Source organism: Leifsonia sp. fls2-241-R2A-40a (assembly GCF_030209575.1).
GTDB lineage: Bacteria > Actinomycetota > Actinomycetes > Actinomycetales > Microbacteriaceae > Leifsonia.
Genome location: NZ_JARVRS010000001.1, coordinates 1,156,344 through 1,172,131, shown reverse-complemented (window position 1 = coordinate 1,172,131; position 15,788 = coordinate 1,156,344). Strand labels below are relative to the sequence as shown.

At 70.5% G+C, this 15,788-nt stretch carries 17 protein-coding genes; 5 read left to right on the top strand and 12 right to left on the bottom strand.

Annotated features, from left to right (window positions below; genetic code table 11):
• Positions 1-2 precede the first annotated feature (2 nt).
• A complete protein-coding gene (locus tag QRN40_RS05875; RefSeq protein ID WP_285114591.1) occupies positions 3-881 on the top strand; it encodes a LysR family transcriptional regulator in 879 nt (292 codons plus the stop codon).
• Between the two features lie 18 nt (positions 882-899).
• On the opposite strand, the gene QRN40_RS05870 is transcribed toward QRN40_RS05875, so the two are convergent.
• Complete coding sequence (locus QRN40_RS05870) at positions 900-1,763, bottom strand: aldo/keto reductase (protein ID WP_285114590.1); 864 nt, start codon at positions 1,761-1,763, stop codon at positions 900-902.
• 31 nt (positions 1,764-1,794) lie between these two features.
• The gene (locus QRN40_RS05865; RefSeq protein WP_285114585.1) at positions 1,795-2,766 is read right to left on the bottom strand and encodes an aldo/keto reductase; all 972 of its coding nucleotides are present in this window, start codon (positions 2,764-2,766) and stop codon (positions 1,795-1,797) included.
• A gap of 119 nt (positions 2,767-2,885) precedes the next feature.
• Here QRN40_RS05865 and QRN40_RS05860 point away from each other — a divergent pair, with 119 nt between their 5' ends.
• Complete coding sequence (locus tag QRN40_RS05860; RefSeq protein ID WP_285114584.1) at positions 2,886-3,512, top strand: MBL fold metallo-hydrolase; 627 nt, start codon at positions 2,886-2,888, stop codon at positions 3,510-3,512.
• A 2-nt stretch (positions 3,513-3,514) separates the two neighbouring features.
• On the opposite strand, the gene QRN40_RS05855 is transcribed toward QRN40_RS05860, so the two are convergent.
• Genes QRN40_RS05855 through QRN40_RS05835 form a run of 5 tightly spaced genes read right to left on the bottom strand, consistent with a single transcriptional unit; the run spans position 3,515 to position 7,187 of the window.
• Entirely contained in the window at positions 3,515-3,772 is a 258-nt protein-coding gene (locus tag QRN40_RS05855; protein ID WP_285114583.1) for a glutaredoxin family protein, read from the bottom strand.
• Positions 3,773-3,781: 9 nt separating this feature from the next.
• Complete coding sequence (locus QRN40_RS05850; RefSeq protein WP_502878898.1) at positions 3,782-4,465, bottom strand: nucleoside/nucleotide kinase family protein; 684 nt, start codon at positions 4,463-4,465, stop codon at positions 3,782-3,784.
• A gap of 19 nt (positions 4,466-4,484) precedes the next feature.
• Positions 4,485-5,429, bottom strand: a complete 945-nt coding sequence (pip, locus tag QRN40_RS05845; RefSeq protein WP_285114578.1) for a prolyl aminopeptidase — start codon at positions 5,427-5,429, stop codon at positions 4,485-4,487.
• Positions 5,430-5,451: 22 nt separating this feature from the next.
• Entirely contained in the window at positions 5,452-6,750 is a 1,299-nt protein-coding gene (locus QRN40_RS05840) for an MFS transporter (protein WP_285114577.1), read from the bottom strand.
• 5 nt (positions 6,751-6,755) lie between these two features.
• On the bottom strand, positions 6,756-7,187 hold the full coding sequence (locus QRN40_RS05835; protein ID WP_285114574.1) for a MarR family winged helix-turn-helix transcriptional regulator: 432 nt from the start codon (positions 7,185-7,187) through the stop codon (positions 6,756-6,758).
• 73 nt (positions 7,188-7,260) lie between these two features.
• Between QRN40_RS05835 and QRN40_RS05830 the strand changes: the two genes are divergently transcribed.
• Positions 7,261-8,133 (top strand): alpha/beta fold hydrolase, encoded by an 873-nt coding sequence (locus tag QRN40_RS05830; RefSeq protein WP_285114573.1) that lies wholly within the window; start codon positions 7,261-7,263, stop codon positions 8,131-8,133.
• A 59-nt stretch (positions 8,134-8,192) separates the two neighbouring features.
• A complete protein-coding gene (gene lplAB, locus QRN40_RS05825) occupies positions 8,193-9,242 on the top strand; it encodes a lipoate-protein ligase LplAB (protein WP_285114572.1) in 1,050 nt (349 codons plus the stop codon).
• A 13-nt stretch (positions 9,243-9,255) separates the two neighbouring features.
• On the opposite strand, the gene QRN40_RS05820 is transcribed toward lplAB, so the two are convergent.
• Genes QRN40_RS05820 through QRN40_RS05800 form a run of 5 tightly spaced genes read right to left on the bottom strand, consistent with a single transcriptional unit; the run spans position 9,256 to position 14,258 of the window.
• Positions 9,256-10,386: a glycerate kinase gene (locus tag QRN40_RS05820; protein ID WP_285114571.1), complete on the bottom strand. Its 1,131-nt coding sequence runs from the start codon at positions 10,384-10,386 to the stop codon at positions 9,256-9,258.
• Complete coding sequence (locus tag QRN40_RS05815) at positions 10,383-11,135, bottom strand: ThuA domain-containing protein (protein WP_285114570.1); 753 nt, start codon at positions 11,133-11,135, stop codon at positions 10,383-10,385. Before QRN40_RS05815 ends, QRN40_RS05820 begins: the two co-directional genes overlap by 4 nt.
• Positions 11,132-12,412 (bottom strand): MGH1-like glycoside hydrolase domain-containing protein, encoded by a 1,281-nt coding sequence (locus QRN40_RS05810; protein ID WP_285114569.1) that lies wholly within the window; start codon positions 12,410-12,412, stop codon positions 11,132-11,134. Before QRN40_RS05810 ends, QRN40_RS05815 begins: the two co-directional genes overlap by 4 nt.
• On the bottom strand, positions 12,409-13,206 hold the full coding sequence (locus QRN40_RS05805; protein ID WP_285114568.1) for a sugar phosphate isomerase/epimerase family protein: 798 nt from the start codon (positions 13,204-13,206) through the stop codon (positions 12,409-12,411). The genes QRN40_RS05810 and QRN40_RS05805 overlap by 4 nt, the downstream gene beginning before the upstream one ends.
• Positions 13,206-14,258, bottom strand: a complete 1,053-nt coding sequence (locus QRN40_RS05800) for a zinc-dependent alcohol dehydrogenase (protein WP_285114567.1) — start codon at positions 14,256-14,258, stop codon at positions 13,206-13,208. The genes QRN40_RS05805 and QRN40_RS05800 overlap by 1 nt, the downstream gene beginning before the upstream one ends.
• Positions 14,259-14,381: 123 nt before the next feature.
• Between QRN40_RS05800 and QRN40_RS05795 the strand changes: the two genes are divergently transcribed.
• Positions 14,382-15,788, top strand: coding sequence for an ABC transporter substrate-binding protein (locus QRN40_RS05795; RefSeq protein ID WP_285114566.1), 1,407 nt, complete (start codon positions 14,382-14,384; stop codon positions 15,786-15,788).

Below are 15,788 nucleotides of genomic sequence, written 5' to 3'. Positions count from 1 at the left end.
GAATGGAACTCCGCCAGCTCGAGCACTTCGTCACCGTCGCCGAGGAGAAGCACTTCACCCGTGCCGCCGAATTGCTGCGCATCTCGCAGTCGGGGCTCTCCGCATCCATCCGCTCACTGGAGCAGGAGCTCGGGACCTCGCTGTTCATCCGCAGCACCCGCAGGGTGGAGCTGACCGCCGCAGGGCAGGCGCTCCTCGCCGACTCCGTCCGGACTCTGGCGAGCGCAGCCGCCGCGCGAGATGCCGTCGCCGCGGTGCGCGGGCTGCTGCGCGGCCGTCTGACGATCGGCGCCGAGCCGTGCCTCGGATCCGTCGACCTGCCCGCCGAGCTCGCCGCCTTCCGCACGGACAATCCCGGGGTCGAGGTGCGGTTGCGCTACTCGGGCTCGGAAGAGCTCGTGGATGATGTGGCGGGCGGCCGCGCGGACGTCGCCCTCGTCGTCGACACGGGTCACACGCCGGCCGGCGTGCACCTGCGGCCGTTGAGCACGCAGGACATGCTCGTGCTGTGCCACCCGGACCACCGCTTCGCCGCCGAGTCGAGCATCCCGCTGGAGAGCCTGCGCGGCGAGCCGCTCGTCGGCTTCCAGGAGGGGTGGGGCGCCCAGGCGCTGACCCGGCGTGCGTTCGCGGCGGCCGGCTTCGACTACCGCGCCGCGATGGAGGTCAACGACGTGCACCCGCTGCTCGACCTCGTCGGATACAACCTGGGCGTCGCCGTGGTCCCGGCCAGTTTCGCCCGGAAACGCCCGGACGCCCTGCGGGCTGTGAACCTGCAGGGCGCCCCGGCGTGGACCGTCGCGGTCGCGGTCGCCGAGCAGCCGAGCCCGGCGGCCGCGGCGTTCCTGACCCAGCTGGATCCGGTAACCGCGGCCGCGTGACGGCGGCTCGGGGAGGGATCAGGCCGCGTTGAGGCGGTCGAGCTCCTCGGGGGTGAGCTCCACGTCGACCGCCGTGACCGAGTCGCGGATGGTCTCGGGGCGCGACGAGCCCGGGATCGGGATGACGTGCGGGCTCTGCGCGAGGTGCCAGGCGAGCGCGACCACCTGCGGGCTGATTCCGCGGTCGTCCGCCACCTGCTTGAACGGCTCGAACCGGCTGCCGAGGTCGCCGGCCGAGGTGATCCCGCCGAGCGGGCTCCACGGCAGGAAGGCGATGCCGAGCTCGTCGGCCAGACGCAGCTCCGGCTCGCTCGAACGGAACGCCGGGGAGAACTGGTTCTGCACCGAGACGAGGCGGCCGCCGAGGATCTCCTGCGCCTCCCGGATCTGCTCCGGGTTCGCATTCGAGATTCCGGCCATGCGGATGACGCCCTCGTCGAGCAGGTCGCGCACGGCGCCGACGGACTCCGCGTACGGCACCTCCGGGTCCGGGCGGTGGAACTGGTAGAGACCGATCGCGTCGCCGCCGAGGCGACGCAGCGACTCCTTCGCGGCCTCCTTGATGTACTCGGCGCTCCCGTTCACCGTCCACGAGCCGTCGCCGGGACGGAGGTGTCCGCCCTTCGTCGCGACCAGGACCGCGGAGGCGTCGCCGCCGCCCCAGGTGCGCAGCGCTTCCGCGATGAGCTCCTCGTTGTGGCCGACCTCGTCGGCGTGCAGGTGGTAGGCGTCCGCGGTGTCGATGAAGGTGATCCCCTCGTCGAGTGCCGCGTGGATGGTCTTGATCGACCGCTCGCGGTCGGGCCGCCCTTCAATCGACATGGGCATCCCGCCGAGGCCGATGGCCGAGACCTGGACGTCACCGATCGTGCGTGTCTTCACCTGTTCTCCTTCGTTTCGTGTCGGCCCGGGGTCACCAGGCGTAGTCCTCGGGGGCCGTCTTGTGGCCCGGGAAGATCTCGTCGAGCCGGCCGAGTGCCGCCTCGTCGAGGTGGATGTCGAGGGCGCGCAGTCCGCCGTCGAGCTGCTCACGGGTGCGCGGGCCGATGATCGGACCGGTAACGCCCGGCCGGGTCAGCAGCCACGCGAGGGCCAGGTCGCCGGGCTCGTGGCCGAGCTCTTCGGCGAACGCCTCGTAAGCCTCGATCGCATCGCGGTGCTTCTCGAGGGTCTCCGCCGCGCGACCCTCCAGACGGCGCTTGCCCTCGTTCTGCTTGCGGACAACGCCGCCGAGCAGTCCGCCCTGCAACGGCGACCAGGCGATCACGCCGACGCCGTTCGCTTGGGCCGCGGGAAGCACCTCCAGCTCGACCTGGCGGGTCAGCAGGTTGTAGATGGACTGCTCGCTGACGAGTCCCAGGAGGTTGCGCTTGCGCGCCTCGGCCTGAGCGGTCGCGATGTGCCACCCGGCGAAGTTGCTGGAGCCGGCGTACAGGATCTTGCCCTGGGCGATGGCGGTCTCGATGGCCTGCCAGATCTCGTCCCAGGGCGTGTTCCTGTCGACGTGGTGGAACTGGTAGATGTCGATGTAGTCGGTCTGGAGGCGCTTCAGGCTGGCGTCGAGGGCGCGGCGGATGTTCAGCGCCGACAGCCGGTTCTCGTTCGGCCAGTCGCCCATGTCGCCGTAGAGCTTGGTCGCGAGGACGGTCCGCTCGCGACGGCCGTCGCCCTGCGCGAACCAGTTGCCGACGATCGTCTCGGTCGCCCCGCGGCCCTTGTGCTGGCCATAGACGTTGGCGGTGTCGAAGTAATTGATGCCCGCGTCGTGCGCGGCGTCCATGATCTGGTGCGAATCCTCTTCGGTGGTCTGCGGTCCGAAGTTCATCGTGCCGAGAACGAGGCGCGAGACCTTCAGGCCGGACCGACCCAGGTGTGTGTACTCCATGAGCGTCACTCTCCGCCCAAGTCAGTCACATGTCCAACAGGTGGCGTGGATGGGATTGCGCGCCCGGGGCGATGAATGGCATTGGTCGTTCTCAGCGGAGGGAGGACTAGCATCCCACCATGCGAGAGCTGATCGACAGCGTCCACCGTCTCGACGGAGCCCGAGGCGCCAATGCCTACCTGATCGAGGCGGCCGACCGCTCGGTCGTCGTGGATACGGGCGTCGCGTCCGGCGGCCAGCGTCTGGTCGCCGAGCTGCGGGCGGCGCGCATCCCGGCCATCACCGATGTCGTGATCACGCACTACGACCCCGACCACATCGGCTCCGCCGCTGCGGTGCAGCGGGAGACCGGTGCCACCGTCTGGCTCGGTGCGGCGGATGCGCGCATCCTGCGCGGCGAGGTGCCGCCGCCGACGAGGACCCGACGCGTGATGCGGAGGATGAGCCGCCCGGACCGGGCGGAGCAGCCGCAGCTCACCGAGCTGTCGGACGACAGCGAGACGGAGATCGTCCCCGGGCTGCTGGTCGTCCCGGCGCCCGGGCACACGCCGGGTCATCACCTCGTGCGGTGGCGCGGCGTCGCGTTCATCGGCGATGCCGCACTGGTGTCGAAGGGTCGCCTCCGGCACCTGCCGGGTCCGCTGATCTCGGATCGGGGTCAGGCGGACGCAACCCTGGCGGCGATCACCGCCCTGCGTCCGCGGCTCGTCCTGCCCGGACACGGCCGGGCAGGACGACTCGACTGAACTCAGCCGCGCAGGGCGGCCTCGAGCTCGGGGTCGGTCGGCTCGACGAGGTGCCGGCCGTCCGGGAAGACGATGACGGGGATGTTCGTGCGGCCGCTGATCTGCTGCGCGCGCTCCGCCTCGTCGGGGCGAGCCACCAGGTCCACGTACTCGTAGTCGGCGCCGAGGCGGTCGAGCAGGGACTTGGAGCGGATGCAGTCACGGCACCAATCGGCTCCGAAGACGGTCACGCGGTCGAAGGACGGGGTCGGGGAAGTCATTGCTCCAGGTTAAGCGGCGTCACCTGGGAGACCGGTGGTGCCGTCGACCACGAACGTCGCCCGCGCCCGCGAGGCCTCGATGAGGACGGCGTTCGACCCGTCCACGTCACGCGCCCACGCCGTCGCCGCTTCGACCGTGCGGCCGTGGCGGGTGTGCCGGTCGACGAGGCGCCGCATCCGCACCTCCTCCGGCGTCGCCACGAACCAGCTCTCGGCCAGCAGGGCCGGGATGCGCGACCAGGGGTCGGCGTCGACCAGGAGATAGTTGCCTTCGACCACAACGAGGCGCGCCTCGGGCGGCACGGCGATGGACCCGGCGACCGGCTCGTCGACGGTCCGCTCGAAGGCGGGCGCGTAGACCGGGTTGCCCGTCTCGGACAGGACGCGCTCGAGCAGGGCGACGAACCCCCAGCCGTCGAACGTGTCGATGGCGCCCTTGCGGTCGTGCCGGCCGAGCGCATCCAGCGTCGCATTGGCCAGGTGGAAGCCGTCCATCGGCAGGTGCACGGCGGTGCCCGCGCCGGCCAGCTCATCCACTCGGCGGGCGACCGCGCGCGCCAGGGTCGTCTTGCCCGAGCCGGGGCTGCCGGCCACGCCCAGGATCGCCCGGCGGCCTTCCGGCGCGAGAGCGAGCGCTCGCCGGGCGAGTGCGGTCAGATCGGCGGCGGCGGGGGAGGCGGCGGCGGAGGTCACGCGTTCCATTCTGCTGCGTTCAGCGCGCGAACCCGCTGATCGCCTCCGCCATCCGCTCCGACGACTCCGGGCCGCCGTGTCCTTCGCCCTCCACGACGATCAGCCGGCTCGCCGGCCACCGGCGGTGCAGCAGCCACGGGGTGATGACCGGACCGCTGACGTCGTGCCGGCCGTGGATGAGGATGGCGGGCAGGTGAGCGAGCTCCCCGATCCGGTCCAGGATGGCCCGATCGCCGGGCAGGAACGCGTCGTTGGCCCAGTAGTGCGTCACCAGCGTCGCGAACACCTGCCGCTGCACGGGGTCGTCGTGCAGCGGGCCCGGCACGAAGTTCGGGTCCAGCGAGACGTGGGTCGCCTCCCAGGCGTCCCACGCATCGGCCGCCGCTTCCCGCTCGGCCGGGGTGCCGGTCGCCAGCACCCGGGCATACGCCTCGACGACACGCTCGCCGGGGCGCCGGTGCGACGACTGCTCCAGAGCCTCCCACGCCTCGGGGAAGACGCGGCCCATGGTCTCGCTGATCCAGTCGACCTCGTCGCGCCCGGTGGTGGTGACGGCGCCGAGCACGATGCCCTCCACCCGGTCGGGATGCGCCAGCGCATAGGCGAGCGCGAGCGTCGATCCCCACGAGCCGCCGGTGACGAGCCAGCGCTCGATGCCCAGCTCCTCGCGCACAAGCTCGATGTCGGCGATGAGACCGTCGGTCGTGTTCTCGGCGAGGCGGTCGAGTGCGTCGATCACGAGCGGCGTGCTGCGGCCGCATCCCCGCTGGTCGATTCCGACGATCCGGAAGAACTCCGGGTCGTAGCGCTTGGTGTAGTTCGTCGACCCCAGACCCGATCCGGGTCCGCCGTGCAGCCAGAGCACGGGCTTGCCCGCGGGGGTGCCGCTGGTCTCCCAGTAGATGCTGTCGCCGGCGGGATTCACGACCCGGCCGTGGGCGTAGGGAGTGCTCGCAGGGAACATCCCCGCACCGTATCGCACCGGGTCAGGATGCGCGCGTCGCGGTCGCCTCGGTCTCCTCGAGCTCCTCGCGCACGACCTCGCGGGGCGTCAGCTCGACCCGCGGCCGGAGGCCTGCGAAGCGGACGCGCAGGCCGCGATACATCACGAGGTAGATCAGGCCGACCAGCGCCGCTGCGATGCCGCTGGCGGCGCCGACGCCGAGCGCCCAGCGCGGTCCGAAGGTGTCCGCGACCCAGCCCACGATCGGGGCGCCGATCGGTGTCCCGCCCATGAAGATCGCCATGTAGATCGCCATGACCCGTCCGCGCAGCATCGGGTCGGTGGTCAGTTGGACGGTGCCGTTGGCCGTCGTCATCAGAGTCTGCGACGAGATGCCGATCACGATCAGCGCGATCGCGAACAGCCAATACGTCGGCATCACTGCGGCCAATGCGCAGCCGAGGCCGAAGAACGCGGCACCGGCGAAGAGCAGCGAGACGCGCGGCTTGTCGCGCCGCGCCGACAGCAATGCGCCAACCACCGACCCCACGGCCATGATCGACGAGAGGATGCCGTACTCGCCGGCGCCCTGGTGGAAGACGCTGACCGACATGGTCGAGATGAAGATCGGGAAGTTGAGTCCGAACGTCCCGATGAGGAACACCATCACGAGGATCACCAGGATGTCAGGACGGCGTCGCACGTAACGGAAGCCGTCGACCAGGCTGCCGCGCGACCGCTTCGCACGCTCCGTGCGGTAGAGCTGGTCGCGGTGCAGCGTGGCGAGCGACAGCAGGACGGCGCCGAAGGTCGCGGCATTGATGAGGAAGACCCATCCAGCGCCGACGGCCGCCGTGAGCAAGCCGGCCACCGCCGGCCCCAGGAGGCGCGCGGCGTTGAACGAGGCCGAATTGAGGGCGACCGCATTGGAGAGATTCGGCCCCGCGACGAGGTCCGAGACGAAGGTCTGCCGAGCGGGGGCGTCGAACGCGGCGACGACGCCCAGCAGCAGAGCGAACAGGTAGACGTGCCAGAGTTCCACGACGCCGCTGACCGTAAGGATGCCGAGCCCGAGACCCAGCAGGCCCATCGCGCCCTGGGTCGCCATGAGCAGCTTGCGCCGGTCGAGGTGGTCGGCCGCCCATCCCGTCACCGGCAGGAGCAGCAGCTGCGGGGCGAACTGCAAGGCCATGACGAAGCCGACGGCGGAGGCGTTGTTGTGGGTCAGCTGGGTCAGGACGATCCAGTCCTGTGCCGTGCGCTGCATCCACGTGCCGACATTGGAGACGAGCGCCCCGGCAGCCCAGATGCGGTAGTTGACCCCGGCCAGGGAGCGGAACATGGAACTCACGAGTCGGCGAGCTCCCGCATGATCTCGGCGGCGGCGGCCAGGGTTGCCCGCTGCTCGGTGCTGAGGCTGCGCAGGCGCTGGTTCAGCCAGGCGTCTCGACGCCTGCGCGTCTCGGTGACGAGTTCGACGCCACGATCGGTGGGCACGACGACGACCTTGCGTCCGTCGGCCTCGTCGGAGGTGCGGACGACGTAGCCCGCCTGCTCCAGCCGGTTCACCGTGCGGTTCATCGACGGCGGCTTGACCCGTTCGAACTCACTGAGACGACCGATCGTGCCGGAGCCCTCACGGACGAGGTAGCCGAGGATGGTGGTCTGCGCGTCGCTCAGCTCGTCGTCCTCCTTCTCGGCGCGGAGGCGACGGGAGAGCCGCGCCACCGCGATGCGGAGAACGCTGCTCAGGTCGTGGGTCGACAGTCGTCCGTTCATGCATAGTTAGCCTAACAAATTAGGCTGGCTAACTAAACCCCCTTCGCTGCGGGCGTACGTCACAATAAAGCTCGTGCAGAGCGAGCAGGGACGCGATTTCGAGGCCGAAGGCGGCGTCCGCGTCTACTTCGATGTGTACGCGCCGGAGCCGGAGGGCACAAGACCATCCGCCGTCGTCCAGCTCGCGCACGGGGTGGGGGAGCACGCCGGACGCTACCGGGAGCTCGCCGAGCACCTCGCCCGGTCCGGGTTCGCCGTCTACGCCGACGACCACCTCGGCCACGGCCGCACCGGGATGGAACAGTGGGACGGGGACGCCCTGCGGCTCGGCCGCCTCGGGCCCGGCGGCCTGCGAGCCGCGGTCCGCGACGTCTTCGCGTTCAGCCGTCTCATCCGCGAGGAGAACCCCGACCTCCCGCTCATCTTCGTCGGCCACAGCTGGGGCTCGCTGATCGGCCAGCTGCTGCTCAACCGCCACAGCGACCAGTACGACGCGATGGTGCTCTCCGGAACGGCCTACCGGGTCCTCGGGTCGATGAACGGCGGCGACCTCAACAAGCGGTTCGCTCAGCACGGCACCACTGGAGCCGAATGGCTGAGCCGCGACCCCGCGGTGGCACAGGCGTTCGTCGACGACCCGCTGACCACGCTCACGCCGTTGCAGAAGCTGTTCGGGATGGCGGACGCCGCGCGCCTGCTCGGCCGGCCCGCGCGCGGGCTGAGCGACATCCCGCTCCTCATTCAGGTGGGTTCGGACGATCCGCTGGGCGGCCCGGTCAGCGCTCGCCGCCTCGAGCGGGCCTACCGTGAGCGCTCGGGTCTCACGGATGTGACCACCATCGTCTACGAGGGCGCGCGGCACGAGGTATTCAACGAGATCAACCGGGAAGAGGTCTATGACGACCTGACGGCCTGGCTGGTGGAACGATTCCCGGGACGCGACTGAGGATCGGGCCGGGGCACCCTTCTTCCAGCGCCGTCGCCCGACGGTCGTAGGCTGAGGGCATGCATGGTGAGTACAAGGTCCCCGGGGGCAAGCTCGTCGTCGTCGACCTGGAGGTGGTCGACGGCAAGATCGCTGACTTCCAGCTCGCGGGAGACTTCTTCCTCGAACCGGACAGCGCTCTTGAGGCCATCGACGCCGCGGTGAACGGGCTCCCCGCAGAAGCCGACGCCAAGACCATCGCCGCCGCCGTGAAGGATGCGCTTCCCGAGGGGGCCAGCCTGCTCGGGTTCTCGCCGGAGGCGGTCGCCGTGACCGTCCGCCGGGCGCTCGCGAAGGCGACCAGCTGGCGCGACTACGACTGGCAGATCGTGCACGCGAAGGCCGTGTCTCCGCAGATGCACCTCGCCCTCGACGAGGTGCTCGCGAACGAGGTCGGCGAGGGACGGCGCGGGCCGACGCTGCGCTTCTGGGAGTGGGAGCAGCCGGCTGTCGTGATCGGCAGCTTCCAGTCGGTCAAGAACGAAGTGGACCCGGCGAACGCCGAGAAGTACGGGATCCAGGTGGTCCGTCGCATCTCCGGCGGCGGTGCCATGTTCATGGAGGCCGGGTCGGTCGTCACCTACTCCATCTACGCGCCGGCCGATCTCGTGCAGGGGATGAGCTTCGCCGACAGCTACGCCTTCCTCGACGAGTGGGCCATCATCGCGCTCAAGTCCCTCGGGATCGACGCGGTCTACCAGCCGCTGAACGACATCACGAGCCCGTCCGGCAAGATCGGCGGAGCCGCGCAGAAGAGGCTCGGCTCGGGCGCCGTGCTGCACCACGTCACCATGAGCTACGACATGGACGGCCAGAAGATGACGGAGGTGCTCCGCATCGGCCGCGAGAAGATCAGCGACAAGGGCATCACCAGCGCCGCCAAGCGAGTGGATCCACTGCGCAGCCAGACGGGTCTCAGCCGGGCCGAGATCATCGAGCAGATGAAGCGGACCTTCACGAGCCTGTACGGCGCGACCGAGGGCGACCTCACGGACGCCGAGTACGCCGAGGCGGAGAAGCTGGTCGCCGAGAAGTTCGAGACCGAGGAGTGGCTCTACCGCGTGCCGTGACGGCTGCCGGGCGTCAGCCCCGCCAGCGTGCGGCCAGCACCCCGCCGGCGCGCCGCGCCCAGTTCGCCGCGTCCGCGAGGGAGGCGGCGGCCGAGCCGGCGAGGGACGTGAGCTCCACCCGGTCCGCGAAGCCCTGCGGCTCGATGGCCACGAGTCCGGCCACGAGCGCGACCGGTACGTCCGCCTCCCGCGCGAGGGATGCGACGCGTGCGGCGACCTTGCCCTCACCGGTCTGCTCGTCGTAGCGTCCCTCGCCGGTGATCACCAGGTCGGCGGCCCGGACCGCCTCCGGAAGCTTCAGCTGCGCGGCGATCTCGTCCGCGCCTACCCGGATGGTGGCGCCCCACAGGCTGAGCCCGAACCCCGTCCCTCCGGCCGCGCCGGCTCCCGGCCGCTCGCTCAGGGCGGTCGCCGAGGGGAAGTGTTCGGCCGTGCGACGCACCAGGTTCTCGAGGTAGACCTCCATCACCTCGACGTCGCCGGGCGAAGCACCCTTCTGCGGGCCGAAGACGCGGGCCGCTCCGCGCTCGCCGAGGAGCGGGCTCCGCACGTCGGTCAGCAGCACCACGCCGCCCTCGGGCGCAGGACGCAGGCCGCTGAGGTCGACGGCCGCGACCGTCCCCAGCCCGGTATTGCCGTCCGCGATGTCCGCCCCCGTCCGCGTCGTGAGGCGGGCGCCGAGGGCGACCAGCGCACCGGCTCCGCCGTCGGTCGTGGCGCTTCCGCCGAGGCCGACGAGCACGCGCGACACGCCCCCGTCCAGCGCCGCGGCGATCGCCTGACCGAGACCCCGGGTGTGCGCATGGAGCGGCCGCAGCGGGTCCAGCAGGCCGAGCCCGCTGGTCTGCGCCACCTCGATGACCGCCGTGCCGCCGGGCGTCGCCTCTGCGGCGGGCAGCAGCGCCCAGCGGGCCGTCACCGGGCGGTTGTCCGGGCCGTCCACGACGACCGTGCGCTGGATCGCGCCGGGCACCGCGGCGAGGAACGCATCCACCGTCCCCTCGCCGCCGTCCGCCATCGGCAGTTCGATCACCTCGTCGCTCGGGCGCACGGAACGCCAGCCGTCGGCGACGGCGGCCGCCACGACCTCTGCGCCTGCCGACCCTTTGAAGGAGTCGGGCGCGACGACGATCCGGGCGTTCATGCGCGCGACGCCGCTGCCTCGATCAGTTCGCCGTGGCGGGGATGCGAGACAGCCGGCAGGACGTGCTCACCGTCGCCGGCGGCCCACAGCGCCGCGTTCGCCAGCACCCGTCGCACCCCGGGGTTCCGGTAGACCGGATACTTCTGGTCACCCGGGCTGAAGTAGAAGACCCGTCCCCGCCCGCGGCGGTAGACGAGCCCGGACCGGAACGCCTCCCCACCGCTGAACGCGCTGATGAACACGGTCTCGTCGGGCTCCGGCACGTCGAAGTGCTCGCCGTACGTCTCGTGCGCGTCGATCACGAGAGGAGAGGCTACACCGGCGGTCAGCGGATGGCCGGGTGCCGTCGTCCACACCGCTTCGCGGTCGCCGTCGTCCCGCCAGGCCAGCGAGCACGTCGTCCCCATCAGCCGGGTGAAGATCTTCGAGAAGTGACCCGAATGCAGCACGACCAGGCCCATCCCGCCGAGGACATGCCGCTGGACGCGATCCACGACGGCATCATCGACGCGGTCGTGAGCGAGGTGCCCCCACCAGAACAGGACGTCGGTGGCCGCCAGTGCCTCCTCGCTGAGGCCGTGCTCCGGCTGGTCGAGGGTCGCGGTGCGCACCTCGACCGCATCCCCGAGCTGCTCACGCAGGGCGGAGGCCACGGCGCCGTGGATCCCGTCCGGATAGAACGGCATGATGTGCGGTTCGGTGGTCTCGTGGACGTTCTCGTTCCAGACGGTGGCGCGGACGACGGTCATCGAGGGCTTCCGATCTTCTGGGAGAGGTCGAGGGCGAGGGCGGCGGTCCAGCTGAAGCGCCGCGTTCCGCGCGGATCGGAGGAGTACGGGTCGAGGTACTCCGGGAAGTCGTGCTGGAGCGCGCCGTCGTCCATGTTGCGCGACAGAAGCTCCGCCTCGGCGGTGAAGCCGCGCTCGTAGAGCGCCTCCGCGATCAGCCATGCGGTGTTGAACCAGGAGGGGCCGCGCCAGTAGCGAGCGGAGTCGAACGTGGGTGCCGTCAGGTCGTGGCTCGGGACCATGGCGACCTCGCCGAGCCGGAAGTGGGGGCCGCGGAGCAGCTCGAGCAGCTCGCCGGTGTGCGGGAGCTCCGGGAGCAGCAGCGGAACGACACCGGAGACCGTGCGATACGGCTGGAGTTCGCCGGTCCGCGCATCCCGTGCCACGTAGCAGCCGAGCTCGGGGGACCAGAGCTGCTCGAGGTGGTGCCTGATCCTGCGGGCCTCGGCGCGGTGCGGCTCGGGGTCGGCGCCGACGAGTTCGGCGATCGCCGCGAGGGACAGCTCCGAGCGCGCCCAGAGGGCGTTGAACGCCGGGTCCTCGAACTGGAAGGGGAACTCGACGTCCGCGTCGTCGCACTGGTGGTCGCGGTAGCGGGCCGCCAGGTACAGGTACTTGCCGTACTCGCCGTTGGAGGGTCGGTGCTCGGCGTCCGCGTGCAGCAGATCGGGGCGGGGGATCTCGTCCGCGTACGTCTGGGTCATGCTGCGCAAGCAGGCGTCCCAGTACGGCGAGTTGTCCATCCCGCTCTCCCAGGGATGCACGACGCGGGCGAGTCCGGAGCCGCCGCCGCGGCGGTCGCGCAGGTATTCGTGCCACCGGGCGAGACGCGGATACGCACGCTCCAGGAAACCGCGGCGGGCCGACTCGTCCGGGTCGGCCTCATGAACCATGAGCGCCGCGAGCGCGTGGTTCGGCGGCTGCACCAGACCCGACGTCTCGACCGGCGGGGATCCGGGGATGCGGCTGCTGTGCCAGAAGCTCACCCCGGGGGAGTAGCCGTCGTCATGCCCGGAGTGGAACACGATCTGCGGCAGCCGGCCGTCGCTCCACTGCGCACTCAGGATGGTGTCGAGCTCCTGCTGCGCTCGGCGCGGCGAAAGGTGCCGCAGGCCGATGGCGATGAAGGCCGAATCCCAGCTCCACTGGTGCGGGTAGAGGCCGCCCGCCGGCACCGTGTAGCCGCGACGCCAGTTGCTCAGCAGGATGCGGGCGGCGGCCGGGCCGAGCGTGCTCACAGATACCGCCGGAGAAGGGGCGGCACGGTCGGCAGCACCGTCTCGGCCGGACCGGAGAGCCGGCTCTCGATGGAGATCGAGCGCTCGTAGCCGATCGCCTGGGCCGTCGCTCCGAACAGCGCCCAGTCGACATGACCGGCACCCGGCTCCAGCCGGTTCGAGTCGCTGGCCTGCAGGTGGCCGATGTAGGGCGCGGCCTCCAGGAGCGCGGCGGCCGGATCGGCCTCCTCGATGTTCATGTGGTAGGTGTCCGCGACGATCTTGACGGCCGGGGAGCCCACCGCGGCGAGGAGTGCTGCGGCGCCCGCGAGCGTGTTCACGAGGTAGTCCTCGTACCGGTTCAGGGGCTCGAGGAACAGCTCGACGCCCTCGCGCTCGGCATGCTCGCCGAGGCGACCGAGCGCATCCACGAGGATGGCGTGGTCCTCGTCGGGGGTCCGAGGCGGCTCGAACGGGGGGAGGCGCCGCGAGAACATGCCGTACGAGCCGGGGGTGATGACTCCCACCCCGCCGATCTCGGCCATCACGGTCAGCTGCGACGACAGCTGGGCGATCGCATCCTCGCGCAGCTCCGGGTCGAAGGCGCCGATGAAGTGCGACATCTCGACGCACGACGTCGGCATCACGACGCCGGCGGCCGCCGCGCGTTTCAGATCGGGCAGGCGCCCGGCGAAGTGGAAGTCGCCGCGGCTGCGCAGCTCGAGGCCGTCGTAACCCCATGCGAGCGCGGTCTCGAACTTCTGCTCGAGCGTCTCGCCGGGGACGTGCTGTTCCTGGACGGTGATCTGGTTCATCAGAACTCCAGCACCACCTGGAGGGCGGCGGACGGGTCGGTGTCGAGCAGGTGGTACGCCTCGGCCGCATCCTCGATGCGGTAGCGGTGCGTCACCAGTGCGGCCGCGTCGACGCGGCCGTCAGCCAGAGCATCCACGACAGTGCGCTGCAGACGCGGCACGTCCCAGCGCGCGCGGAGGCGGTTGGGCGCCGATCCGATCTGCGAGGCGAGGAGCTGGACGCGGTTGTGGTGGAACTCCTCGCCGAGGTGCAGCGGAGTCGCCTCCCCCTGGTAGAAGCCGGATGCGACGACGGTGCCATCGGCTCCGACGGCCCGGATGGCGGACTGGAGGGCGTGGTAGTTGCCGCTCAGCTCGATGGCCGCGTCGGCGCCCGCTCCGGCGGTCAGCTCGCGAAGGGTCATCGCCAGCCCGTCGTCGGGGGCGAGAGCGTGCGCGGCGCCCCAGCGGGTCGCGGCCTCCCGGCGCGAGGGGATGCCGTCCACAGCGAACACCGTCGCGCCGTTGAGGGACGCAAGACGCGTGGCGAGCAGCCCGATCACGCCCTGGCCGAAGACGACCACCGTGGATCCGACGCCCAGGTCGGCGGCGAGCACACCGTTGAGCGCGATCGCACCGACGCGCACGAAGGCCGCCGCGAGAGGATCGAGGCCGTCCGGGAGGACGTGTCCGCGCAGCGCCTCGACGGCGAGGACGCCCTCAGCGCGGTGTCCCCAGATGCCCCACACCCGGTCTCCGACCCGCGGCGCGTCCGCGGGGAGGCCGCCTTCGGGCTCCGAGATCTCGACGACCTCGCCGACTTCGGAGTAGCCCCAGCCGTCCAGCGGGTAGGCGAGCTGTCCGCTATCCGCCCCGCCGCGGAACAGTCGCAGCTCCGGGTCCCACTGCGAAGTCAGGTAGGGATTCGTCCCGCGATACGCGGTGAGCTCCGTCCCGGCCGAGATTCCCGAGTAGAGGGTGCGAACCCGCACCTGTCCGGGTGTCAGTTCCGCCCGCGGTGCGTCGATGACCTCGACGGCGCGCGGGGCGGCGAAGCGGAGAAGGCTGTTCATGCGACCGTCCTTGGTTTCGTGATGGCGACTACATTAGCATCGTGATTGTGCTTCTTGTGTATAGACATTATGCATAAGTTGGATTACTCTCCAACCACACCCCATCCCCCGAAAGGAGACGCGATGATGACGTCGCGCATCACCAAGATCGTCGCCGGAGCGACCCTGCTGGTCGCCGGAGCGGCCACCCTCGCCGGCTGTTCCGGCAGCTCCAACAGCGGCGGCAACGACAAGGGCAAGACCATCACCGTCTGGTCGGAGGAGAACCAGCCCGATCGCGTCAACGTGACGAAGGAGATCATCGACGGGTTCACCAAGAAGACGGGCATCCAGGTCAAGCTGGTGCCGGTCGACGAGAACCAGGTCCCGCAGCTGGTCGCCTCCGCCGCGATCTCGGGCAAGCTCCCGGACGTGATGGGTGCCATCCCGCTCTCCCTCGTGCGCCAGCTCGACTCCCAGAAGCTGCTCAATCCGGACTCGGCGGCCAACGTCGTCAAGAGCCTGGGGGAGAAGACCTTCGTCGACTCGGCGCTCGCCCTCGACAAGGATGGGGACCGCCAACTCGCCGTGCCCGACTCGGCCTACGCGCAGATCCTGGTCTACCGGAAGGACCTGTTCGAGAAGGCGGGGCTCAAGCCGCCGACGACGTACGCCGACCTCGAGAAGGCCGCGAAGACGCTCACCTCCGGCAGCAACTACGGCATCACGCTCGCGACCGACCCGGCCGACGTCTTCACGTCGCAGACCTTCGAGTCGCTCGCGTTGGGCAATGACTGCCAGCTGGTCGACAAGAGCGGCAAGGTCGGCCTCGACTCCAGCGCCTGCAAGACCACGTGGGACCTTTACGGCTCGCTCGCGCAGCACTACTCGCCGCAGGGAACCCAGACCGTGGACACCACGCGCGCCACGTACTTCGCCGGACAGGCGGCCATGGTCGACTGGTCGACGTACATCCTGGACGAGCTCGGCGGCCTCCGGAACGACGCGCTGCCCACGTGCCCGCAGTGCACCGCCGACCCGACCTGGCTCGCCAAGAACAGCGGGATCGTGACCTCGATCCAGGGCCCGGACGGCAAGAAGGGCGCCACCTACGGGGAGGCCACCTCGTGGCTGGTGACCAAGAAGGCCAACGCCTCCGCCTCCGAGAAGTTCATCGAGTACATGCTGTCCGACGGCTACCTCAAGTGGCTCGGGATGGCTCCCGAGGGCAAGTTCCCGCTGCGCACCGGCACTTCGGCGAACGCGACCGAGTACACCGACGGTTGGAAGAACCTCGAGGCCGGCGTCGACACCAAGAAGAAGCTGTCCGACATCTACGACGCGGCAACGATCGACGCCCTGCTGAACATGCCCTCGGAGATCGACCGCTGGGCCATCCCGCAGGGTCAGGGCGCGCTGCTCGGACCGGTGAACACCCAGCTGCCCATCTCGAAGGCGGTCGCGAGCCTCGGCTCCGGCACGAGTGCGAGCGACGCGGCGAAGAGCGCGAACGACGCGGTCGAGCAGCTGCAGTCGAAGCTGAAGAAGTGA